This window comes from Arthrobacter sp. 2RAF22 (genome assembly GCF_052115325.1).
Classification (GTDB): domain Bacteria; phylum Actinomycetota; class Actinomycetes; order Actinomycetales; family Micrococcaceae; genus Arthrobacter.
In genome coordinates this window covers 537,030-558,922 of sequence record NZ_JBFRGL010000001.1, presented here as the reverse complement: position 1 = coordinate 558,922, position 21,893 = coordinate 537,030, and the positions used below count along the sequence as shown (strand labels likewise).

Sequence of the window (21,893 nt, the reverse complement as noted above, 5' to 3'; positions counted from 1 at the left end):
TAGCACAATCGGTCCACAAAGTGACTTCGAATCAGCCCCGTCGCGCCTTGCTCAAGGACTGGTACCAGTAGTACGAGTCCTTGGGGGTTCTCTCAAGGGTATCGAAATCAACGTGCACCAGGCCGAACCGCTGCGAATAGCCTGCGGCCCATTCGAAGTTGTCCAGTAGCGTCCAGACGTAGTAGCCCAGAAGTTTGACGTCGTGGGCGATCCCGCCGGGGGCAGTGGCCCTCAAGGCCTGGCCAAGGTGCGAGGCAAGATAGCTGATGCGGTCGGCGTCGTGCACCGGACCCTGGGTGTGGTCCGGTTCCGGAAAGCTCGCGCCGCTCTCCGTGATGAACAGCGGAGGCAGCGCTGCTCCGTAGCGGTCCTTCAGTTCCCGCAGCAGGATTCCGAGGTGTTCGGGAGCCACAGGCCAACCGAATCCTGTCGTCTCGTATTCGGGAAACGCCGCCAGATGGAACGGCAGCTTGGCCATCATGTCCGGGGTGTTCCAGTGGGCGGTTCCGTCGCCGCGGCCCGAGGCCACCTTGACGGGGTAGTAGTAGTTCAGGCCGTAGAAATCCAACGGCTGGTGGATGGTTTTGAGGTCCTCGTCGCGGACCTTGCCCAAGGCCCGGAACCAAGGCCTTACCTGGAGCGGCGGCTTTGGGTACTTCCCCAGGAGGATGGGATCGGCGTACACCCGGTTGAAGATGAGGTCGAAGGCCTTGGCCATGAGACCGTCTGCAAGCCGCTTGCTTGCGGGCCGGACCGGAGAGTGGACATTGGCGACGCCGACAGTTCCCGCCACGCCTGCGGCGCGCAGCGCCTGGACGGCGAGGCCGTGCCCCAGCAACTGGTGGTGGGCAGCCGGCAGGGCATCGAAGAGCAGCCGCCTGCCGGGAGCGTGGACACCGAGCGCATAACCTTGCAACGCGACCGAAACCGGTTCGTTGAGGGTGACCCATTGCGCCACGCGGTCACCGAAGCGGTGTGCGGCCGCGGCGGAGTATTCGGCGAACCGTTCCGCAGTCGCCCGATTCAGCCAGCCGCCGTCGTGCTCCAACGGCAGGGGAGTATCCCAATGGAACAGGGTCACCATGGGGGAGATCCCGGCCTTCAGGAGCTTGTCGATCAGGCGGTCGTAGAAATCCAGGCCCTGTTGGTTGATGGGCCCCTTGCCGCCGGGTTGGATTCGCGGCCAGGAGAGGGAGAACCGGTAGGAATCCACGCCCAGGTCCTGCATGAGGGCAATGTCCTCGTCCGTCCGGTTGTAGTGGTCGCAGGCGACTGCAGGGGAGTGCCCGTCGACGATCGCGCCCGGTTTCTCGGCAAACGCGTCCCAGCTCGACGGTCCGCGTCCGTCCGCCGTGAGCGAGCCCTCGATCTGGAAGGCCGCGGCAGCGACACCCAAAGTGAAGTCCGGCCGGATGCGGCCTGCAAGATCCCCCACAGTGGCAGCATCTTGGACGGTCATGCCCCCATCATCCCGAGCGCAGGTGCCGATGGCAATGGTCAGGGAGGCCCGATTGGCTTATGCCGGGGAATTCCGGCATACTAGGTGAGTTGTTCAAGCGCTTCTTCGCGTCCCGATCCGGATAATGCCGGGTGTCAGGGTCCAAGCTGAAGCCCAAACATAACCCAGATCCCCAAAGGAATACGGACGCGTTTGCGTGGAAATCGCGACACGCCCGACCGCGGGGGTCGGTTACACCGGCAAGTTGAGGAACCCGGATCCCTCCGGATTCAGCTTGTGCGGCGGGTGGTAGTACTACTTCAAATGCTTCGGCAGCCACATACAACACGTAAGTGAACAGGGCAGCCTTTATTCGAGGGCAGCACAGACTGAAAGAGAGTCAGGCGACATGGCGGGACAAAAAATCCGCATCCGGCTGAAGTCATATGACCACGAGGTCATTGATGTTTCAGCGCGGAAGATCGTTGAGACGGTCACGCGCGCAGGCGCAACGGTAGTGGGCCCCGTGCCGCTGCCGACGGAGAAGAACGTGTACTGCGTTATCCGCTCTCCCCACAAGTACAAGGACAGCCGTGAGCACTTTGAAATGCGTACTCACAAGCGTCTGATCGACATCATCGACCCCACGCCGAAGGCTGTTGACTCGCTTATGCGTCTCGACCTGCCGGCTGACGTGAACATCGAAATCAAGCTGTAGGGAGGTGCTGAGAAAACTATGACCGCAACCCGTAACGTAAAGGGCCTGCTGGGCACGAAGCTCGGCATGACCCAGGTCTGGGACGAGAACAACAAGCTCATCCCGGTAACTGTCGTCCAGGCTGACTCCAACGTCATCACCCAGCTGCGCAACGCAGAGACTGATGGCTATGTCGCCGTTCAGATCGGCTACGGCCAGATCGATCCCCGCAAGGTCACCAAGCCGCTGGCTGGTCACTTTGAAAAGGCTGGCGTAACTCCTCGCCGCCACGTCGTCGAACTGCGCACTGCAGACGCCGCGTCTTACGAACTGGGCCAGGAGCTTTCTGTTGAGCTCTTCGAAGCCGGTCAGAAGATCGACGTCGTCGGCACCAGCAAGGGTAAGGGCTTCGCCGGTGTTATGAAGCGTCACGGCTTCCACGGTGTTGGAGCCTCCCACGGTGCGCACAAGAACCACCGCAAGCCCGGTTCAATCGGTGGCGCATCCACCCCGAGCCGCGTCTTCAAGGGTCTGAAAATGGCCGGTCGCATGGGCGCAGAACGTCACACCACGCTGAACCTTACGGTTCACGCTGTTGACGCCGAGAAGTCGCTGCTCCTTATCAAGGGTGCCGTCCCCGGTGCCCGCGGCCAGGTCGTCCTCGTACGCACCGCCGTGAAGGGAGCCTAGTTAAATGACTAGCACTGTCAAGGTAGACCTGCCTGCAGAGATCTTCGACGTCCAGACCAACGTGCCGCTGCTGCACCAGGTCGTCGTCGCACAGCTCGCTGCTGCTCGCCAGGGTACCCACAAGACCAAGACCCGCGCCGAAGTTTCCGGTGCAGGCCGCAAGCCGTTCAAGCAGAAGGGCACCGGCCGCGCCCGTCAGGGTTCCATCCGTGCTCCTCACATGACCGGTGGTGGCATCGTCCACGGCCCGACGCCGCGTGACTACAGCCAGCGGACCCCCAAGAAGATGAAGGCTGCCGCACTGCGTGGCGCCCTGTCCGACCGCGCCCGTAACGGCCGCATCCACGTCGTTTCTGAACTGGTTGCCGGCACCAAGCCGTCCTCCAAGGCAGCACTGGCCGCGTTGCGTGCAGTCTCCGAGCGTCGGAACCTGCTCGTTGTTATCGAGCGCGCCAACGATGTTGCCGCACTGTCCGTGCGCAACCTCGCAGATGTTCACGTTCTGTACGCAGACCAGCTGAACACCTACGACGTGCTGGTTTCCGACGACGTTGTCTTCACCAAGGCTGCGTTCGAGGCTTTCATCGCTGACAAGGCAAAGAACGAGGAGGATGCCAAGTGAGTGCAGCCACCATCAAAGACCCGCGCGACGTCGTCATTGCACCCGTCGTTTCGGAAAAGAGCTACGGCCTGATCGACGAGGGCAAGTACACCTTCCTGGTGGACCCCCGCTCGAACAAGACCGAGATCAAGCTGGCCGTGGAGAAGATTTTCTCCGTCAAGGTCGAATCGATCAACACCATCAACCGTGCCGGTAAGCGCAAGCGGACCAAATTCGGCTGGGGACAGCGCAAGAGCACCAAGCGTGCAATTGTCACCCTCAAAGAAGGCACAATCGACATCTTCGGCGGTCCGCTCGCGTAGCGGAGACCACTTTAACGAGGAAATGAATTATGGGAATCCGTAAATACAAGCCGACTACCCCGGGCCGTCGCGGCTCGAGCGTAGCCGACTTCTCCGAAATCACGCGATCGACTCCGGAAAAGTCGTTGCTGCGTCCGCTGCACAAGACTGGCGGCCGTAACAACACCGGTAAGATCACTACCCGTCACAAGGGTGGTGGCCACAAGCGCCAGTACCGTCTGATCGACTTCCGTCGCCACGACAAGGACGGCGTCAACGCCCGCGTTGCCGAAATCGAGTACGATCCGAACCGCACGGCTCGCATCGCCCTCCTGCACTACGTTGATGGCACCAAGCGTTACATCATCGCCCCGAACAAGCTGTCCCAGGGTGACTTCGTCGAGGCTGGCCCCGACGCTGACATCAAGCCGGGCAACAACTTGCCGCTGCGCAACATCCCGGTTGGTACCACCATCCACGCAGTTGAACTGCGTCCGGGTGGCGGCGCCAAGATGGCCCGTTCCGCAGGTGCTTCGGTTCAGCTCGTCGCCAAGGAAGGCCGTTTCGCCCAGCTGCGTCTGCCCTCCGGTGAAATCCGCAACGTTGACGTGCGCTGCCGCGCAACCGTCGGCGAGGTCGGCAACGCCGAGCAGTCGAACATCAACTGGGGTAAGGCCGGCCGTATGCGCTGGAAGGGCGTTCGCCCGACCGTCCGTGGTGTCGCCATGAACCCGGTCGATCACCCGCACGGTGGTGGTGAAGGTAAGACTTCCGGTGGACGCCACCCGGTCAACCCGAACGGTAAGCGTGAAGGCCGCACCCGCCGCCCCAACAAAGAGAGCGACAAGCTTATTGTTCGTCGCCGCCGTACTGGCAAGAACAAGCGATAGGAGCCTGGACACATGCCACGCAGCCTGAAAAAAGGTCCTTTCGTAGACCAGCACCTCTTTGTGAAGGTCGCCAGGGAAAACGAAAAGGGCACCAAGAACGTCATCAAGACCTGGTCCCGCCGTTCGATGATCGTCCCGGACATGCTGGGTCACACGATTGCCGTTCACGACGGACGCAAGCACATTCCGGTGTTTGTCACTGAGTCGATGGTCGGGCACAAGCTCGGCGAATTCGCTCCCACGCGGACATTCCGCGGCCATGTCAAGGACGACCGTAAGGGCAAGCGCCGCTAAGGCGCTCGCTCTACGGCTAAGACGAGAGAAGGAAAGCAATGGAAGCCAAGGCTATTGCGCGTCACATCCGCGTAACGCCTATGAAGGCCCGGCGCGTCGTCAACCTTGTTCGTGGTAAGCAAGCGAATGAGGCTCTGGCAATTCTGAAGTTCGCCGAACAGGCAGCTTCGGAGCCGGTATTCAAGGTAGTTCAGTCGGCAATGGCAAACGCACGGGTCCTCGCGGACCGCGACGGCGTTGCCTTTGACGAAGGAGACCTCTACATCAGCGAAGCGTTTGTTGATGAAGGCCCGACCATGAAGCGGTTCCAGCCGCGTGCTCAGGGTCGCGCATTTCAGATCAAGAAGCGCACGAGCCACATCACCGTGGTAGTCGCTACCCCGGAGAAAGAGGAGGCTCGCTAAGTGGGACAGAAAGTAAACCCGCACGGGTTCCGACTCGGCATCACCACCGATCACGTATCGCACTGGTTTGCTGACAGCACCAAGGCTGGCCAGCGGTACAAGGACTTCGTTCGCGAAGACATCCGCATCCGCCAGCTCATGTCCACGGGTATGGAGCGCGCTGGCATCGCCAAGGTCGAAATCGAGCGCACCCGTGACCGTGTCCGCGTGGACATCCACACGGCCCGCCCGGGTATCGTCATCGGCCGCCGCGGCGCAGAAGCAGACCGCATTCGCGGCGAGCTCGAGAAGCTCACCGGCAAGCAGGTCCAGCTGAACATCCTCGAGGTCAAGAACCCCGAGATGGAAGCCCAGCTTGTTGCCCAGGGCGTTGCTGAGCAGCTGACTTCCCGCGTGGCTTTCCGCCGTGCGATGAAGAAGGCCATGCAGTCCGCACAGCGTGCGGGTGCCAAGGGTATCCGTATTGCTTGCTCCGGTCGACTGGGTGGCGCAGAAATGTCCCGCTCGGAGTTCTACCGCGAAGGCCGTGTGCCCCTGCACACCCTGCGTGCGAACATCGACTACGGCTTCTACGAAGCCAAGACCACCTTCGGCCGCATCGGCGTGAAGGTCTGGATCTACAAGGGCGACGTCACTGCCAAGGAACTGGCTCAGCAGGCAGCTGCTGCTCCGTCCCGCGGCCGTGGTCCGAGCGACCGCCCGGGCCGCCCGGGTGGCGCCGACCGTGGTGACCGCCGTCGTCGTACCGACCGTCCGGCAGCTGACGCAGCACCTGTTGCTGCAGAGGCTCCGGCAGCTGAAGCTGCTGCTCCCGCAGCAGAAGGAGGACAGGCTTAAATGCTTATCCCACGTCGAGTCAAGCACCGTAAGCAGCACCACCCGGGTCGTTCCGGCGCTGCAACGGGCGGCACCAAGGTCACCTTCGGTGAGTACGGCATCCAGGCGCTGAGCCCGGCCTACGTCACGAACCGTCAGATCGAGTCTGCCCGTATCGCGATGACCCGCCACATCAAGCGTGGCGGTAAGGTCTGGATCAACATTTATCCGGACCGTCCGCTGACGAAGAAGCCGGCCGAAACCCGCATGGGTTCCGGTAAGGGTTCTCCGGAATGGTGGGTCGCAAACGTCAAGCCGGGCCGCGTTCTCTTCGAGCTCGCCGGTGTCAATGAAGAGGTAGCTCGCGAGGCACTGCGCCTGGCAATCCACAAGCTGCCGTTGAAGGCACGCATTGTGCGTCGCGAAGGTGGTGAATAGAAATGGCAGTAGGGTCGAAGGATCTCGCACCCGCACAGCTGGACGGTTTCGACAACGAGCGTCTCGTTGAAGAACTCCGCAAGTCCAAGGAAGAGCTGTTCAACCTGCGTTTCCAGTCCGCCACCGGACAGTTGGAGAACCACGGTCGTCTGCGCGCGGTAAAGAAGGACATCGCACGCATCTACACCGTTCTCCGTGAGCGCGAGCTGGGCATTCGTGCCGAGGTTGCCGCACCGGTTGTGGAAGCCAAGGAAGAAAAGAAGTCCAAGAAGGCAGAAGCCAAGGCTGAGAAGGCCGAAGCCGAGGCTGGAGAGGACGCCAAGTGAGCGAACAGAAGGAAACTGTGACGGAAGCAGCAGCCAGCGCTGAACAGCGCGGTTACCGTAAGACGCGTCGCGGCTACGTTGTCTCTGACAAGATGGAAAAGACCATCGTTGTTCAGGTTGAAGACCGCGTGAAGCACGCTCTGTACGGCAAGGTCATTCGCCGCACCTCGAAGATCAAGGCTCACGACGAGCAGAACACCGCCGGCATCGGCGACCTCGTTCTGATCTCTGAGACCCGCCCGCTGTCCGCTACAAAGCGGTGGCGCCTGGTCGAGATCCTCGAAAAGGCTAAGTAATCCCGCGCCGGGCTTTGTCCGGCAGCGATATGGATTGGTGGAAGGCCCGTATTCCGGAAGGAATGCGGGCCTTTCCGCGTTTCGGTCCTTAGCATAAAACGTGCTAGGATATTGAGTTTGTATGGCGCCAGTTGTGCGTCAACAACCACCTCGTAAACAATCGTGCCGCGGCATACTGCCCCGCGCAGTTATTTCCGCAAGGGAAGCTGATGCTGGCGGCACGGGAGTTTAGGCCTGCACTGGCAAAATCCAGGCAGGTCAAGAGACACCCCGATCAACCGTTCCGCAAGGCTCATTCCGTATGCTCCATTTCGGTCTGAGAACCGGCGCGACGCAAGGAGTAAAAATTGATTCAGCAGGAGTCGCGACTGAAGGTCGCCGACAACACGGGTGCTAAGGAAATCCTTACCATTCGCGTTCTCGGTGGATCCGGCCGTCGCTACGCAGGCATTGGCGACGTCATTGTCGCAACCGTCAAGGACGCTATCCCGGGCGGCAACGTAAAGAAGGGTGACGTCGTCAAGGCTGTCATCGTTCGTACCAAGAAGGAACGCCGCCGTGCGGATGGTTCCTACATCAAGTTTGACGAGAACGCAGCTGTGATTCTGAAGAACGACGGCGACCCCCGCGGTACCCGTATCTTCGGCCCGGTTGGTCGTGAACTGCGTGACAAGAAGTTCATGAAGATCGTTTCGCTGGCTCCGGAGGTGCTGTAACCCATGGGTGCAAAGATCAAGAAGGGTGACCTGGTTCAGGTCATCACCGGCGCCAAGCAGGAACGTGGCGGCGACCGTGGCAAGCAGGGCAAGGTTCTTCGCGTGTTCACCGAGACCAACCGCGTCCTGGTAGAAGGCATCAACCGAGTCACCAAGCACACCAAGGTCGGTCAGTCGCAGCGCGGCACCAAGACCGGTGGCATCGAGGTCGTTGAGGCCCCGATCCACGTCTCCAACGTTGCTCTTGTTGACCCCTCGACCAAGAAGCCGACCCGCGTTGGTTTCCGTCTCGAGACCGTTGAGAAGGACGGCGTCTCCAAGTCCGTCCGTGTCCGCGTGTCCAAGGCATCCGGGAAGGACATCTAATGACTGAGACTCTCGAGACTCCAGCGAAGATCGTTCCGCGTCTGAAGACGAAGTACGCCGATTCCATCAAGCAGACCCTGGTTGAGGAATTCAAGTACGAGAACGTGAACCAGGTTCCCCGCCTGGTGAAGGTTGTTGTGAACATGGGTGTTGGAGATGCCGCCAAGGACTCCAAGTTGATCGACGGCGCTGTCCGCGACCTCACCCTGATCACCGGCCAGAAGCCGCAGGTTACCAAGGCCCGCAAGTCGATCGCACAGTTCAAGCTGCGCGAAGGCATGCCCATCGGTGCACACGCAACTCTGCGTGGGGACCGTATGTGGGAATTCGTGGACCGCCTCGTGACCCTCGCCCTGCCCCGTATCCGCGACTTCCGCGGCCTCAACGGCAAGCAGTTCGACGGCAACGGCAACTACACCTTCGGTCTGACCGAGCAGGTTATGTTCCACGAAATCGACCAGGACTCCATCGACCGCGTTCGCGGTATGGACATCACGGTTGTCACCACTGCAAAGACCGATGACGAAGGCCGTGCGCTGCTCAAGGCACTTGGCTTCCCGTTCAAATCCGAAGACTAATAACTACGTAGTAGGTCCGGCCGCGGCTGCTTTGCAGCCAACGCGGAAACCATTACGAGGAAGGGCAAGAGCCCACAATGACTATGACAGATCCTGTCGCAGACATGCTTACGCGTCTGCGCAACGCCAACTCGGCATACCACGACACCGTGAGCATGCCGTACAGCAAGCTCAAGGCACGCGTTGCCGACATCCTGAAGGCAGAAGGCTACATCGCTGCTTGGAAGGAAGAGGAAGCCGAAGTCGGCAAGAAGCTGACCATCGACCTCAAGTTCGGTCCGAACCGCGAGCGTTCGATTGCTGGTGTCCGCCGCATTTCCAAGCCTGGTCTCCGCGTTTACGCGAAGTCCACCAACCTGCCTCACGTGCTGGGTGGCCTGGGTATCGCAATCCTGTCCACCTCTTCCGGCCTCCTGACTGACAAGCAGGCCGGCAAGAAGGGCGTGGGCGGCGAAGTCCTCGCGTACGTCTGGTAACGGGAAAGGAAGAGAATAATGTCACGTATTGGACGTCTCCCCATCACCGTTCCTGCCGGCGTTGAAGTTAAGGTTGATGGCTCTGTCATCAACGTCAAGGGCACCAAAGGCGAGCTGAGCCACACTGTAGCCAGCCCGATCGAGGTCACCCTGGACGAAAGCACCTTGACTGTCACCCGCCCGAACGACGAGCGCGCTTCGCGTTCCCTGCACGGCCTGACCCGCACCCTGATCGCGAACATGATCGAGGGCGTCACCAAGGGCTACGAAAAGAAGCTTGAAATCGTTGGTACCGGTTACCGCGTTCAGGCCAAGGGTTCTGACCTTGAGTTCGCTCTCGGCTTCAGCCACCCGGTCAATGTCTCCGCTCCGGAAGGCATCACCTTCACGGTGGAGGGGCCGACCAAGCTCTCCGTCGCTGGTATCTCCAAGCAGCAGGTCGGCGAGGTTGCTGCCAACATTCGCAAGCTGCGCAAGCCCGACCCCTACAAGGGCAAGGGTGTCCGTTACGCCGGCGAAGTTATCCGCCGCAAGGTCGGAAAGGCTGGTAAGTAAACCATGGCCATCGCAATTAACAAGAAGCGTACGAACAAGAGCAAGTCTGCTGCACGCAGCCGTCGCCAGCTTCGTATCCGCAAGCGCATCACCGGCACGGCTGTTCGTCCTCGTCTGGTCGTCAACCGCTCCGCACGCCACATCTTCGTCCAGGTTGTCGATGACAGCAAGGGTGTAACCGTGGCTTACGCCTCCACTTTGGAAGCTGACCTTCGTGCATTCGACGGCGACAAGACTGCCAAGGCCAAGCGCGTCGGCGAGCTCGTTGCCGGGCGTGCCAAGGCTGCAGGCATCGAAGCTGTTGTCTTCGACCGCGGTGGTAACAAGTACCACGGCCGGATCGCCGCCGTCGCTGACGGCGCACGTGAAGGTGGGCTGGCACTGTGACCGTTGAGAATAACGAAAAGGACATTCAGGTGACTGAAGCTGCAGCTGCTGAGGCAACTGAGACTGCTGCTGCCACCGACGACCGCCGCGGCGGCCGTCGTGGCGAGCGTGGTGACCGTGGCCAGGGCCGCGGCGACCGTGGTGGCCGTGGTGGCCGCGACGGCGGTCGCGAGGCCGAGAAGAGCCAGTTCGTAGAGCGCGTTGTAACCATCAACCGTGTTGCCAAGGTCGTCAAGGGTGGTCGTCGCTTCAGCTTCACCGCCCTGGTCGTCGTCGGTGACGGCAACGGCCTGGTTGGCGTCGGCTACGGCAAGGCGAAGGAAGTTCCGGCAGCTATCGCGAAGGGCGTTGAAGAGGCTAAGAAGTCCTTCTTCCGCGTTCCCCGCGTTGGCAACACCATCCCGCACCGCGTGCAGGGTGAGGCCGCAGCAGGCGTTGTCATGCTGCGTCCGGCTTCCCCGGGTACCGGTGTTATCGCCGGTGGTCCGGTCCGCGCGGTACTGGAATGCGTCGGTATCCACGACGTTCTCTCCAAGTCGCTCGGTTCCTCGAACGCCATCAACATCGTTCACGCGACTGTTGACGCCCTGAAGCGACTGGAAGAGCCCGCTTCCGTGGCAGCCCGCCGTGGCCTGCCGCTGGACGAGGTTGCTCCTGCTGCTCTGGTGCGCGCACTCCAGAACCAGAAGGCAGGTGTCTAGTCATGGCTAAGAACCTGACTCCCTCCGACGCTCAGTTGGAGATCACCCAGATCAAGGGCGTCATCGGCGCCAAGCAGAACCAGCGTGAGACCCTGCGGTCCCTCGGCCTCAAGCGCATCGGACACACTGTTGTCCGTACCGCTGATGCCGTAACCGTTGGAATGCTCAACACGGTTCCGCACCTCGTGAATGTAGAGGAGGCGAAGTAATGGCCGAGAACAAAACCGCCGATAAGGCAGAGAACGTGGCTGCCGACAAGCAGAACACTCTGAAGGTCCACCACCTGCGTCCCGCCCCCGGTGCCAAGACTGCCAAGACCCGTGTTGGTCGTGGTGAAGGCTCCAAGGGTAAGACCGCAGGTCGCGGTACCAAGGGTACGAAGGCCCGCTACCAGGTCAAGGCTGGCTTTGCCGGCGGCCAGCTGCCGCTGCACATGCGCCTGCCGAAGCTTCGCGGCTTTAAGAACCCGTTCCGGGTTGAGTTCCAGGTTGTAAACCTGGACAAGCTCAACGAGCTGTTCCCGGAAGGTGGCGCTGTCACCGTCGAGTCCCTGGTTGAGAAGGGTGCCGTTCGCAAGAACCAGCCCGTCAAGGTGCTGGGCACCGGCGACATCACCGTCAAGGTTGACGTCACCGCCCACGCTTTCTCCTCCAGCGCAGCTGAGAAGATCGCAGCAGCAGGCGGAACCACCACTGCCCTCTAAGGGCTCTGGGCTATCGCTCGCTGTAAAAAGACTCCCGGTGCGGAGGGCTTCGGCCCCCTGCTCCGGGAGTTTTTTGATATGGCGCGCACCCCTCGATTGTTCGCATGGCGCATCAAACCGTTAGACTCGGGTGTTGGGTTTCAATGACCCCTTTCGACACCCTTGGACTTTTAACTCAGGAGGACGCTTGCTAAGCGCATTCGGCCGGGCATTTCGGACGCCTGATCTGCGACGCAAGTTGTTGTTCACGCTGGGAATCATCACAATCTTCCGCTTGGGAGCTTTTATCCCCTCGCCTGGTGTGAGCTACCAAAATGTTCAGCAATGTTTGTCAAGCAATCAGGACCAGGGCGGCCTCTACCAGCTCGTCAACCTGTTCAGCGGTGGTGCACTGCTGCAGGTTTCGATCTTTGCCCTGGGGATCATGCCGTACATCACGGCGAGCATCATCGTGCAGCTGCTCCGCGTGGTCATTCCGCGGTTCCAGCAGCTGTATGACGAAGGTGCCTCGGGCCAGTCGAAGCTGACGCAGTACACGCGTTATCTGACCATTGCGCTGGGCCTGCTGAACGCCACCACGCTGGTGTCCCTGGCACGCTCCGGACAGCTGCTGCCGAACTGCCAGCTGCCGATCATCCCGGACACGAGCATCATCGCCACGATCCTCGTGGTCATCACCTTGACGGCCGGTACAGGCCTCATCATGTGGATGGGCGAACTGGTTACCGAGAAGGGCGTGGGCAACGGCATGTCCCTGCTCATCTTCACCTCCATCGCTGCCGGCTTCCCGACCTCGCTCGGTGCCATCTGGAACTCCAAGGGACCGGGCACCTTCTTCACGGTGTTGGCGATCGGCCTCGTAACCGTCGCGCTCGTGGTCTTCGTGGAGCAGTCCCAGCGGCGCATTCCGGTCCAGTACGCCAAGCGTATGATCGGCCGGCGCACCGTGGGCGGCACCAGCACCTACATCCCCATCAAGGTGAACATGGCCGGCGTCGTGCCTGTCATCTTTGCCTCCTCGATGCTCTACCTGCCGGGGCTGATTGCACAGTTCAACCAGCCGAAGGCCGGAGAGTCCATCGCTCCGTGGGTTGAGTGGATCAACAACAACCTCACCAAGGGCGACCACCCCATCTACATGGCGCTGTATTTCGTCATGATTGTGTTCTTCACCTACTTCTACGTCGCGATCACCTTCAACCCTGAAGAGGTCTCGGACAACATGAAGAAGTACGGCGGGTTCATTCCGGGCATCCGGGCGGGTAAACCGACCGCGGACTACCTGCAGTACGTGCTTTCCAGGATCACCCTCCCCGGCGCCTTCTACTTGGGCTTCGTGGCGTTGATTCCGCTGGTCGCACTCGTCCTGATCAGCGCCAACCAGAACTTCCCGTTCGGTGGCACGTCGATTCTGATCATGGTGGGTGTGGGCCTGGAAACCGTCAAGCAGATTGATGCGCAGCTACAACAACGTCACTACGAAGGGCTTTTGCGATGACGAGAATGCTGATCATTGGACCCCCGGGTTCGGGCAAGGGAACCCAGGCTGAGCGGATTTCCGAGCGCTTGGGCGTAGTCGCCATCTCCACCGGCGACATCTTCCGTGCGAACGTCAAGGGCGAAACCCCGCTGGGTATCGAGGCAAAGAAGTACATGGACGCCGGCGATTTCGTTCCGGACAGCGTCACCAACAAGATGGTCCGCGACCGCCTGAGTGAGAGCGACGTCGAGAACGGCTTCCTGCTCGACGGCTACCCGCGCACCACCGCCCAGGTGGAATACCTGGACCGGATCCTCGCCGACACGGAAGAGAAGCTCGACGTCGTGCTTCAGCTGACGGCCGACGACGAGGAACTTGTTACTCGTTTGCTGGGCCGTGCCAAGGAGACCGGGCGCTCGGATGACAACGAAGGCGTCATCCGCCACCGCCTGGACCTCTACCACGAGCAGACCGAGGCCGTCGTGGCCAAGTATGCCGAACGGGGCATCCTGACCCAGGTCGATGGCATTGGCGGCATCGACGAGGTCACGGATCGCGTGCTGCTGGCCATCGAGGCAGCCAAGGCGGTCTAGCCGCCGCACGACTGTTGAAGAGGGTGTGTCCCGCGCCGGAGCTGACTGCTCCCGTGCGGGACACGCCCTTTTTGCTTCCCCGTTTGAGCGCCTGAAATCAGAACCAATTCACGGGCGTTTGTGGCTCCGGTTTCGGGCTGGGCCGCTGATGCGGGAAAATAGGAAGCCAGAGGGGGTCTGGATCTGCAGCCCACCACAAGCAGCACACGACAAGAGGAGACCATGGCGTTCGGCCAGCCCCGCATCGAATACAAGACCAATGAGCAAATGCGCAAAATGCACGAGGCCGGATTGGTCCTCAGCAGAGCGCTCGACGCAGCCGTTGAAGCTGCGAAACCGGGCGTGACCACGCGCGAGATCGACGCCGTTTTCGCCGCGGTCCTCATCGACGCTGGAGCGAAGTCGAACTTCCTCGGATACCACGGCTTCCCCGCCACCATCTGCACATCCGTCAACGAGGAAGTGGTTCACGGCATCCCAGGCGACCGGGTCCTGCAGGATGGGGACATCATTTCGATTGATGGCGGGGCGATCGTTGACGGTTGGCACTCCGACTCCGCACGCACTGTGATAGTCGGCGCGGCGGATCCTGAAGATCAGCGGCTCTCGGATGTCACCCAAGCCGCCATGTGGCGCGGAATCGCTGCTTTGGCCAAAGGCAAGTTCGTCGGCGATATCGGCAACGCCGTGGACGACTACGTCTCCTCCGTCCCGGGAAAGCCGCTGGGCATCCTGGAAGACTACGTAGGCCACGGCATCGGCTCCGAGATGCACATGGCCCCTGACGTGTTGAACTACCGCACCACCCACCGAGGCCCGAAAATCAGGCCGGGACTGTGCCTTGCGATTGAGCCCATGCTCGTCCGCGGCAGCATCGAAACAGCAACCCTCGACGACGACTGGACTGTGGTGACCACCGACGGGAAGCGTTCGTGCCAGTGGGAGCACTCGGTCGCCGTCCACGAAAAGGGCATCTGGGTGCTTTCCGCGCCCGACGGCGGCGCGGAGCAGCTGGCGCCGCTCGGCGTCGTGCCCGTTCCGATTCCCTGATCAGGCGCGGCTGCCCAACTAGCTCGCATTAGATGTCGTTCTGACGCGTCAAAACGACATTAATTGCAAGCTAGTTGGGCAGCGGGCAGCACTCGGCGCGTTGAGCCTCAGCTCTTGAGCTTGGGCTTCACGTCCTTGGTGTAGATGCCATCGAGGGTTGTCTTGAGGTCCGTCATGGTGGCCTTCACGTCGCCCTGCTGGGTGAGGATCTTCGCAGCGGCCTTGGCCATTTCCTGATCGGCGCCGGGCAGGAATACGCGGGCGTTGTCCTGCACCTTGGTCACGGCGAGCTGGTCCATGGCCGTCTTGATTTGCGGAGTCTTGGCGAGGACTGCAGTCATGTCCGCGGAAACGCGCGTGGGCATGTAGCCGGTGGCAGCGGAGAATGCCGCCGTGTTCTCCGGTTCGGTCATGAATTTCAGGAAAGTGGCAGCCGCGAGCTGGACTTCCTTGCTGACGCCGCTGGGAATCCCGAGCCCCGCGCCGCCGGTGGGGCAGACGTTGGTCTCGGCCTTGGGGCCGCCCGGCAGGAAGCCGACGCCGACGTTGAACTTAGCGGACTTCAGCACGCCCAGCAGGTCTCCGGTAGAGGAGATCGTGGTGGACGTGATGCCTGCGGAAAAGTCGTCCGCGGCGTTCTTGGAGGAGACGCCGGCCCACTTGTCCTTGTAGATGGAGTCCTGGGCCCACTGCAGGGCCGTGACGGACTCGGTGGAGTCGCAGTTGAAGGTCCAGCCGTTGGACCAGCTGCCGCCCCAGCCCCACAGGTTGTTCTGCAGGGTCCAGCCGGCGTATCCGGCAAGGGCCGGGTAGATGTAGGCGTACTTCGCGCCCGAGCTTGCCTGGAGCTTGGGGGCCCACTCGGCGAACTCCTGCCAGGTCTTGGGAGCCCGGTCCGGAAGGCCGGCGGCCTTGAAGTGGTCCTTGTTGTAGTAGAAGAGCGGGGTGGAGCGGCCGTAGGGGAGCGCCCACTGCTTGTTGGCGTACTGGTAGTCCGCGACGAGGGACTTCTGGAAGTCGTCAATCTTGACGTCCATCTGCTTGATGAGTCCGTCCAACGGGATGATATTGCCGTTGGTGTAGTAGCGGAACCACCAGACGTCGGAGAGCACCACGAGGCCGGGGAGGGCCGACTTCGCTGCCTGCGAGGTCTGGAACTTCTGCGCGATTTCCTCGTAGTTGGCGCCCGCCGTCACGAGGTTCACCTTGATGTCCGGGAACTTCGCCTGGAACTTGTCGATGATGGATTGCTCGACGGCCTGGGACTGCCCGGGGTGGCTGGTCCAAAAGTCGAAGGAGCCGGCCGGCTTGACCCCCGTGAAGTCGATGTCCGAGGGGCTGCTGCTCGTTGCGCTGCCGCCCGTCGACGGACCGCCGCATGCTGCAAGGGCGGCGGCGCCGACTCCGAGTCCGGCGAGCCCCAGGAAGTTTCTACGATCAAGATTCATTGCCATGGTTGGTCCTCTCAAGGATGCAAAGGTGGTGATGGGGTTGTGTGGACGTGCTGTGCTGTTAGCCGGTGACGCTGCCCTGGGTGAGCCCGGCAACGATGTAGCGTTGCAACGCTGCGAAGACCAGGAGGATGGGAATGATCACCAGGACAGCTCCTGCCATCAAGATCCCCCAGCCTGCGCCGTTTCCCTCGGAGTTTTGAAGGAGAGTCAGGCCGACCGGGAGGGTCATGGTTTCCGGGCGGTCCGTGATGATCAGGGGCCAGATGTAGTCGTTCCATTCGCTGACGACTGTGACGAGGGCAACGGTGGCGATCGAGGGGAGCGAAACGGGGACAACCACTTGCCAGAGCCTGCGCCAATGGCCCGCACCGTCGATTTCCGCCGCTTCGAGGATGGACCCCGGAAGGGTCTTGAAATGCTGGCGAAGGAGGAAGGTTCCGAAGGCCGTGCCGAGTCCCGGGAGAATGATTCCCCACAGGGTGTTCTTCCCGCCGATCCCTGCGATCAGGATGTAGTTGGGGAGGATCGACACCTGCGGCGGCACCATCAGGGCCACGAGGATCACGACGAAGATGACGTTCTTGAACGGGAAACGGACAAAAACCAGGGCGTAGGCCGTCAGGATCGCCAGGATCACCTTGACTGTGGAGCCGACCGTGGTGACGATCAGGCTGTTCAGGAAGAACTGTGCGAACGGCACAGTGGTCATGGCCGTGTGGTAGTTCTCCAGGTTCAGGCCCTGCGGGAGTATCTTGAGATCCGTGGTGACGATCTCGCCGGGCTGCTTGAAGGAACTCAGCAGCATCCACAACAGCGGCAGGACTACCACGAGGGTGGCCACGATCAGCGGGATGTAGCCGCCTGCCAGCGTCTGGATGAGGTTCGCGCGGGAGAACGGCTTGTCGCGCTGCGCCGGCAGGTCCGGACCGCCGTCGGGAGCTTTAAGGGTCCCGACGCCGCTCGCGGGGTTGGGGCTGACGGGGGAGAGCGTGCTCATGAGTAGTGCACCTTCCGTTCGACGAACCGCAACTGGAGCACGGTGATGATGAGCAGGATGGCGAACAGCACCACTGAAATGGCGGCGGAGTAGCCGGCTCGGTTGTAGGCGCCAAAGGCCTGCAGATAGGCCTCGTAGATCAGGGTGCTGGTGCCGTTGCCCAGCGGCGTCATGATGCGGATCAGGTCGAAGGCCTGAAGTGAGCTGATCATCGTGGTGATGAGCAGGAAGAACGTGGTGGGCGAGAGCAGGGGAACGGAAATGCTCATGAAGCGGCGGAACCCGTTGGCTCCGTCCAGGGAAGCGGCCTCCATGACGTCCTTCGGGAGCGATTGGAGCCCGGCGAGGTACACGACCGCGCAGTAGCCCAGGTTCTTCCAGACGTAGACGATGATGACCATCGCGAGGGAGAGTTGCGGATCGTTGATCCACTGGGGACTTTGCTGGCCGATGCCGCGGAGCAGCCAGGACAGCACGCCGTATCCGGGATCGAAGATGAACAGCCATACGAGGCCGACGCCCACTCCACTGAGGACGTAGGGGGCGAAGACGGCAGAGCGCGCAAATGTGGTGCCGCGGACCTTCGCGTTCAAGGCCAGGGCCACCAAGAGGCCCAGCACCATGGAGCCACCGACGGTGACCACGGTGAAGATGAGCGTGGTGCCGAGTACTTGCGGGGCGTCGGAGCTGGTGAAGAAGGTGACGTAGTTGTCGAGGCCAACGACGGTGGCCGAGGTGGAGCCCAGGGTCCAGTCAAGGGTCGAGTAATACATGTTGTTGATGAGGGGCAGATACGTGAACACCGCGATCAGCGCCAAGTTCGGCAATGCCAATGCCAGGAATACGAAGAAGTCGCGTCGGGTTCGGCCGGACCAGCGTCCCCGGCGCTGAGGGGCCGGGACAGCCTGCGCGGTGGCCGCGGGGCTGCCAGTCAGTTGTGTTGTCATGGGGGTCTCTAACGGTTCGCAGATATCGGGGCGCGCCGGACTCGGACTGGTGGGTCAAGGGGGCGGCTAGTTTTTACCTCACCACACGCAAACACCTGTCAAGTCACAAAAGGGGGCGTTCGCGGGATTGTTGGACAAGCCTTCTGCGCTCGTTCACTCGATGTTTCGTGGCGGATGGGGCCGTGTTTACATTCGAGGCACGACTACCGTTTGTTCCCAGGCCGCCGAAGGTCCTGCGCGCTGCGCGGGTTCAGCGCAGGGGAAAGCTCGGCGGAAGGAGCTCGTGGATGGGGCGGCGGGCGTAATCCGAGTCGCTCAGCGAGGCAATGTACTGGTTCAGGAATGCCTGGGCACGTTCCCGGTAGTCGCTGGTGTCCACAGTGACGATTTCGCCCCGGTCCACAATGGTGCGGCCGGCCACCACTACCCGCGTGATGTCCCGTCCGTCCGAGTTCATGATGAGTGTGCGGATGGGGTCGGCGTACGGACCAATATGGCTGCTGCTCAGGTCCAGGACGAAGTAGTCGGCCTGCGCTCCAGGTGCCAGCCGGCCCAGATCGGAACGGCCGAGGGACTCGGCGGGGTCCAGGGTGGCCGAGCGGAACAGGTCTGCGGCCTGGGCGCTTGAGCGGTCCCCGGTGAGGGTCTTGGTCATCCCCATCGCCAGGTCCATGGCCCGGATCATGTTGGGCGGGGCTGAGTCGGTGCCCAGTACGATCCGCACCCCGCGGTCGCGGTAGGAGTCATAGTTGTCGAGCATCCCGCCGTAATGTGCCATGGGGATGGGGCAGAGCAGGACCGACGTTCCGGACCCGGCGAGCAGCGCCAGATCGTCCCCGGTGCCTGCGGAGGCAGGCATGTGCGGGTGCCCGGGGATGGCCCAGGCGTGGGGGATGTAGGTGCGTTCCGCGAGGAAACCGAGATCGGCCAGGTAAGGGAGTGGACGCCGTCCCGTGCGGGCGATCATCGTCTCGACCTCGAAGAGCCCCTGGGCGGCGTGCAGGCGCACGGGGACCTTGAGCTCATCGGCGGCTTGCCGGGTGAGGCGGAGGGTCTGTTCGGTCTGCGTTTCGATCCGGGCCGGTAGCAATGCCGCCCGGATCAAACCATGGGCCCGCCCTTCGTAGTCCTGGGCGAAGCGAACGGCTTGGTCGAGGCCGTCGAGGCCGCGCCGTTCGTCCTCATGGAGCATCACCCGCTTGCCGTCCGTATAGGGGACTGCCGTACGGTAGCTCGGCCCCAGGTAGGCCCGGACGCCGAGGTCCTCCACGGCGGCGGCCGTGTCGGCAAGGTCCTCATAGTCCTCGCACCATTCGTGGTAGCTCTCGGACGCAATGGGCATGAGCGTGGTGATGCCGTTGCGGACCAATTGGGACAGGGCGAACTCGCGTCGGAACCGTGCCTGCTCGCGGGTGAACACGGCTCCGTGGTCCCCCAGGTAGGACTCGGACCAGACGAGGCCGAGCCGCCGGCCGGGATCCGGCCAGGAATCGAAAAGGGCGTGGTCGATATCTGCGAGGGCGTTCAAGTCAATGAATCCGGGGGACACGATTGCCTCCCCGGCGTCGATGTCAATGTCCACTTTCCCAGGGTAGTCCCGGCCCACGAAGACAATGGTTCCGTCCTCGTGGACCAGCTCCGCGTCGGGCAGGATGCAGTGGTCGCCGTCGGCATAGCCAATGATGAAGGCGGCCTTGATGCGCGTGATCACGGCTCTCCTTGATGGTGTTGTCGAGGTTCGGAGATCCTAGGACCCGGTGGAGCCGACGGGCTTGCCTTCCAAATCCGAAGCCTGGTTGTCCAGGATCGCTCCAGCCACCAGCATGGCGTCCTGTGTGGAGCGGTCGCGGATGGCGTCAAAAAGCTCGTCATGGCTATCGTGCTCGGCGTGGGCAGCACGGTTCAGGCCCTCGGGCGATGTCCACGAACCGTCGATGCTCTCCGCGAGGGAACCATAGATGCCAGCCAGGAGCTGGTTGTGCGCGGCGCCCACCACGGCCCGGTGGAAGTCGATGTCTGCCAGCCGGAATCCGTCCTCGTCGTGGGCTTCCGCGGCGGCGCGGCGTCGATCGAGCGCGTCCTGGAGCTTGTCCAAGTCCTCTTGGTCACGACGCTGTGCAGCGAGGGCGGCGGCAGGAATGTCAAGGCTGCGGCGGACTTCGATGGCTTCGAGCCGGTCCGCTCCCTGGAGGCCTTTGCGGAGGGCGACTTCTTGCTCGTCCACGGCGGCGACAAAGGTTCCGTCACCTTGCCGTGTCACGAGGAGTCCCGCGTGTACCAACGCGCGGAGGGCTTCCCGGAGGGGTGCCCGGCTGAGGCCCAAGGCCTTTCCGAGCTCCGGCTCTGGCGGAATACGGTCTCCGAGGCCCCATTCGCCCTCCCGGATCCGCAGGCGGATGTCATCGATCGCATCGTCGACGACGCTGCGCCGGCCATTCACCGTCATGGTGCCCTCCTTGCTAGGCAATTCGCCGATCCACTTCCGTCAACGAAGCGTCTCATATGGGGCTCGAAAAATCCACCCTTTCGTAAGACGTCTTACGAGTGTATCTTGCAAACATGACCCAGATCACACACGTGCTACCTGATTCACGGGCCCTCGGCGCCGGCGAGCTGCCGGAGACGCGGCTGGGAGTCCAGTTCACCCGCTACCCTGGCCACGAAGACCGGCCACTGGTGGAATCGCTTCGGGCCGCCTTGGACGACGGCTTCACCCTGGTGGTGCTCAACAGCATCTCTGCGGAACTTTCGAGCGAAGCGCCCGGCCAACCGAACAAGGCCGGAGAACTGAACGAGGTTGCAGAGGAAGCCCGGCATGCCGGCGTCGAACTCCAGCTGGGCTTGGGCTGCGCAGGGCCGTTCGATGATCCCGCCATGGTTCGGGCCGGACTGAACAGGACCCTGGTTCGCGGCCTGGAACTAGGCGTCACTGAGTTCTTTGTTTACACCCGGTCAGTTCGCGAAGGTGCCTCGGAACAAGGCAGGTTCCTCGACCACCCTGCCCAGCTCCGGCTCATCCGGGCGAACCTCGAGACGCTTGCGTCCACAGCACGTGACGCCAGGGTCCACATCAACGTCAAGACCCATGAAGACCTGGCTTCACCTGAAGTGCACGCATTGGTCCAGTCCTTGGACCCCGCAGTCTTCGGAATCGGATTCGATGTGGCCAACCTGGTGGTTCGTGGAGAGGATCCTGTCGATGCGGCCCGGGCGCTCGGGCCGCAGGTCCGGATGACGCATTTGGAGGACGCGGTCCTGTTCCCGCTGCCGCACGGGTACCGACGTCGCCTGCGGGCGGTGGGCGAAGGAGTTTTCGACTGGGAAGCGATACTCGGCCACCTTCTCCGCGCCGGGGTGCGCGACTTCACCCTGGAACAGCACCGGGGAAAGTTCGACGCTCCGGTTTTCGACCGTTCGTGGTTCACCCACGAACCACACCTCGACGCCGCGGGGCTGGGCCAGTTGGCCCGGCTCGGTGTTGCAACGCACGACGGCGTGGCGCGCGGGCGTATCCCGGCGCTCGCCGACTGGGACGACGAGCCCGCCCCCGCCGAGCGCCGTCGTCAACTGCTCCACAGTGCCGCCACTGTGCGGACGATCCTCACATCAATGGGTGCCGGCGTGAAGAAGCCGGCCACGATCCTTTCCGGAGAGGAAGGACTCTCATGACAGCCATTGCCGCCCCACAGATCGTTGTC

Annotated in this window: 30 protein-coding genes; 24 read left to right on the top strand and 6 right to left on the bottom strand. The window is 62.2% G+C overall.

Annotated elements, in window-relative coordinates:
* Nucleotides 1-31: 31 nt before the first annotated feature.
* On the bottom strand, nucleotides 32-1,459 hold the full coding sequence (locus tag AB4068_RS02580) for a GH1 family beta-glucosidase (protein WP_307052492.1): 1,428 nt from the start codon (nucleotides 1,457-1,459) through the stop codon (nucleotides 32-34).
* Nucleotides 1,460-1,847: 388 nt separating this feature from the next.
* Here AB4068_RS02580 and rpsJ point away from each other — a divergent pair, with 388 nt between their 5' ends.
* The 23 genes from rpsJ (at nucleotide 1,848) to map (ending at nucleotide 14,797) form a co-directional block, all read left to right on the top strand.
* Nucleotides 1,848-2,156: a 30S ribosomal protein S10 gene (rpsJ, locus tag AB4068_RS02575; RefSeq protein ID WP_003803825.1), complete on the top strand. Its 309-nt coding sequence runs from the start codon at nucleotides 1,848-1,850 to the stop codon at nucleotides 2,154-2,156.
* Between the two features lie 18 nt (nucleotides 2,157-2,174).
* The gene (gene rplC, locus AB4068_RS02570) at nucleotides 2,175-2,825 is read left to right on the top strand and encodes a 50S ribosomal protein L3 (protein ID WP_059387360.1); all 651 of its coding nucleotides are present in this window, start codon (nucleotides 2,175-2,177) and stop codon (nucleotides 2,823-2,825) included.
* A gap of 4 nt (nucleotides 2,826-2,829) precedes the next feature.
* Nucleotides 2,830-3,447, top strand: coding sequence for a 50S ribosomal protein L4 (gene rplD / locus AB4068_RS02565; RefSeq protein WP_059387361.1), 618 nt, complete (start codon nucleotides 2,830-2,832; stop codon nucleotides 3,445-3,447).
* Nucleotides 3,444-3,749, top strand: coding sequence for a 50S ribosomal protein L23 (rplW, locus tag AB4068_RS02560; protein WP_059387362.1), 306 nt, complete (start codon nucleotides 3,444-3,446; stop codon nucleotides 3,747-3,749). Before rplD ends, rplW begins: the two co-directional genes overlap by 4 nt.
* A 29-nt stretch (nucleotides 3,750-3,778) precedes the next feature.
* The gene (gene rplB, locus AB4068_RS02555; protein WP_028265104.1) at nucleotides 3,779-4,618 is read left to right on the top strand and encodes a 50S ribosomal protein L2; all 840 of its coding nucleotides are present in this window, start codon (nucleotides 3,779-3,781) and stop codon (nucleotides 4,616-4,618) included.
* Nucleotides 4,619-4,630: 12 nt separating this feature from the next.
* Nucleotides 4,631-4,912 carry a 30S ribosomal protein S19 gene (gene rpsS, locus AB4068_RS02550; RefSeq protein WP_018773666.1) on the top strand — a complete coding sequence of 94 codons (282 nt, stop codon included), beginning with the start codon at nucleotides 4,631-4,633 and terminating at the stop codon, nucleotides 4,910-4,912.
* Between the two features lie 38 nt (nucleotides 4,913-4,950).
* Complete coding sequence (gene rplV / locus AB4068_RS02545) at nucleotides 4,951-5,316, top strand: 50S ribosomal protein L22 (RefSeq protein ID WP_028265103.1); 366 nt, start codon at nucleotides 4,951-4,953, stop codon at nucleotides 5,314-5,316.
* Nucleotides 5,317-6,153: a 30S ribosomal protein S3 gene (gene rpsC / locus AB4068_RS02540; RefSeq protein ID WP_028265102.1), complete on the top strand. Its 837-nt coding sequence runs from the start codon at nucleotides 5,317-5,319 to the stop codon at nucleotides 6,151-6,153.
* On the top strand, nucleotides 6,154-6,570 hold the full coding sequence (rplP, locus tag AB4068_RS02535; RefSeq protein WP_028265101.1) for a 50S ribosomal protein L16: 417 nt from the start codon (nucleotides 6,154-6,156) through the stop codon (nucleotides 6,568-6,570). It abuts the gene before it with no gap.
* 2 nt (nucleotides 6,571-6,572) lie between these two features.
* Nucleotides 6,573-6,896: a 50S ribosomal protein L29 gene (rpmC, locus tag AB4068_RS02530; RefSeq protein ID WP_059387364.1), complete on the top strand. Its 324-nt coding sequence runs from the start codon at nucleotides 6,573-6,575 to the stop codon at nucleotides 6,894-6,896.
* Nucleotides 6,893-7,192, top strand: coding sequence for a 30S ribosomal protein S17 (rpsQ, locus tag AB4068_RS02525; protein WP_059387365.1), 300 nt, complete (start codon nucleotides 6,893-6,895; stop codon nucleotides 7,190-7,192). Before rpmC ends, rpsQ begins: the two co-directional genes overlap by 4 nt.
* A 347-nt stretch (nucleotides 7,193-7,539) precedes the next feature.
* The gene (gene rplN, locus AB4068_RS02520; protein ID WP_003803789.1) at nucleotides 7,540-7,908 is read left to right on the top strand and encodes a 50S ribosomal protein L14; all 369 of its coding nucleotides are present in this window, start codon (nucleotides 7,540-7,542) and stop codon (nucleotides 7,906-7,908) included.
* 3 nt (nucleotides 7,909-7,911) lie between these two features.
* Nucleotides 7,912-8,274, top strand: a complete 363-nt coding sequence (gene rplX, locus AB4068_RS02515) for a 50S ribosomal protein L24 (RefSeq protein ID WP_059387366.1) — start codon at nucleotides 7,912-7,914, stop codon at nucleotides 8,272-8,274.
* Nucleotides 8,274-8,852 carry a 50S ribosomal protein L5 gene (gene rplE, locus AB4068_RS02510; RefSeq protein WP_059387367.1) on the top strand — a complete coding sequence of 193 codons (579 nt, stop codon included), beginning with the start codon at nucleotides 8,274-8,276 and terminating at the stop codon, nucleotides 8,850-8,852. Before rplX ends, rplE begins: the two co-directional genes overlap by 1 nt.
* Before the next feature lie 77 nt (nucleotides 8,853-8,929).
* Nucleotides 8,930-9,328 (top strand): 30S ribosomal protein S8, encoded by a 399-nt coding sequence (gene rpsH, locus AB4068_RS02505; RefSeq protein ID WP_028265096.1) that lies wholly within the window; start codon nucleotides 8,930-8,932, stop codon nucleotides 9,326-9,328.
* Nucleotides 9,329-9,346: 18 nt separating this feature from the next.
* A complete protein-coding gene (rplF, locus tag AB4068_RS02500) occupies nucleotides 9,347-9,883 on the top strand; it encodes a 50S ribosomal protein L6 (protein WP_059387368.1) in 537 nt (178 codons plus the stop codon).
* 3 nt (nucleotides 9,884-9,886) lie between these two features.
* A complete protein-coding gene (gene rplR / locus AB4068_RS02495; protein ID WP_059387369.1) occupies nucleotides 9,887-10,270 on the top strand; it encodes a 50S ribosomal protein L18 in 384 nt (127 codons plus the stop codon).
* 29 nt (nucleotides 10,271-10,299) lie between these two features.
* Entirely contained in the window at nucleotides 10,300-10,971 is a 672-nt protein-coding gene (gene rpsE, locus AB4068_RS02490; protein ID WP_171983517.1) for a 30S ribosomal protein S5, read from the top strand.
* Nucleotides 10,972-10,973: 2 nt separating this feature from the next.
* Nucleotides 10,974-11,180 (top strand): 50S ribosomal protein L30, encoded by a 207-nt coding sequence (rpmD, locus tag AB4068_RS02485; protein ID WP_059387371.1) that lies wholly within the window; start codon nucleotides 10,974-10,976, stop codon nucleotides 11,178-11,180.
* Entirely contained in the window at nucleotides 11,180-11,674 is a 495-nt protein-coding gene (gene rplO / locus AB4068_RS02480; RefSeq protein WP_284991834.1) for a 50S ribosomal protein L15, read from the top strand. Before rpmD ends, rplO begins: the two co-directional genes overlap by 1 nt.
* Nucleotides 11,675-11,861: 187 nt before the next feature.
* Entirely contained in the window at nucleotides 11,862-13,172 is a 1,311-nt protein-coding gene (gene secY / locus AB4068_RS02475; protein ID WP_059387373.1) for a preprotein translocase subunit SecY, read from the top strand.
* A 5-nt stretch (nucleotides 13,173-13,177) separates the two neighbouring features.
* A complete protein-coding gene (locus tag AB4068_RS02470) occupies nucleotides 13,178-13,747 on the top strand; it encodes an adenylate kinase (RefSeq protein WP_306959321.1) in 570 nt (189 codons plus the stop codon).
* Between the two features lie 222 nt (nucleotides 13,748-13,969).
* On the top strand, nucleotides 13,970-14,797 hold the full coding sequence (gene map / locus AB4068_RS02465; RefSeq protein WP_307052493.1) for a type I methionyl aminopeptidase: 828 nt from the start codon (nucleotides 13,970-13,972) through the stop codon (nucleotides 14,795-14,797).
* A gap of 107 nt (nucleotides 14,798-14,904) precedes the next feature.
* Here the strand turns inward: map and AB4068_RS02460 are convergent, their stop codons facing one another.
* From AB4068_RS02460 to AB4068_RS02440, 5 genes are all read right to left on the bottom strand, one after another.
* Nucleotides 14,905-16,251: an ABC transporter substrate-binding protein gene (locus AB4068_RS02460; protein WP_306958973.1), complete on the bottom strand. Its 1,347-nt coding sequence runs from the start codon at nucleotides 16,249-16,251 to the stop codon at nucleotides 14,905-14,907.
* A gap of 58 nt (nucleotides 16,252-16,309) precedes the next feature.
* Entirely contained in the window at nucleotides 16,310-17,248 is a 939-nt protein-coding gene (locus tag AB4068_RS02455) for a carbohydrate ABC transporter permease (protein WP_307052495.1), read from the bottom strand.
* The gene (locus AB4068_RS02450; protein ID WP_306958971.1) at nucleotides 17,245-18,195 is read right to left on the bottom strand and encodes a carbohydrate ABC transporter permease; all 951 of its coding nucleotides are present in this window, start codon (nucleotides 18,193-18,195) and stop codon (nucleotides 17,245-17,247) included. The genes AB4068_RS02455 and AB4068_RS02450 overlap by 4 nt, the downstream gene beginning before the upstream one ends.
* Before the next feature lie 250 nt (nucleotides 18,196-18,445).
* Nucleotides 18,446-19,906: a chlorohydrolase family protein gene (locus AB4068_RS02445; protein WP_332602046.1), complete on the bottom strand. Its 1,461-nt coding sequence runs from the start codon at nucleotides 19,904-19,906 to the stop codon at nucleotides 18,446-18,448.
* Nucleotides 19,907-19,942: 36 nt separating this feature from the next.
* A complete protein-coding gene (locus AB4068_RS02440) occupies nucleotides 19,943-20,641 on the bottom strand; it encodes a FadR/GntR family transcriptional regulator (protein WP_306958969.1) in 699 nt (232 codons plus the stop codon).
* A 113-nt stretch (nucleotides 20,642-20,754) separates the two neighbouring features.
* On the opposite strand from AB4068_RS02440, the gene AB4068_RS02435 reads away from it, so the two are divergent.
* Entirely contained in the window at nucleotides 20,755-21,864 is a 1,110-nt protein-coding gene (locus AB4068_RS02435) for a sugar phosphate isomerase/epimerase family protein (RefSeq protein ID WP_441432576.1), read from the top strand.
* The last annotated feature ends 29 nt before the right edge of the window (nucleotides 21,865-21,893 follow it).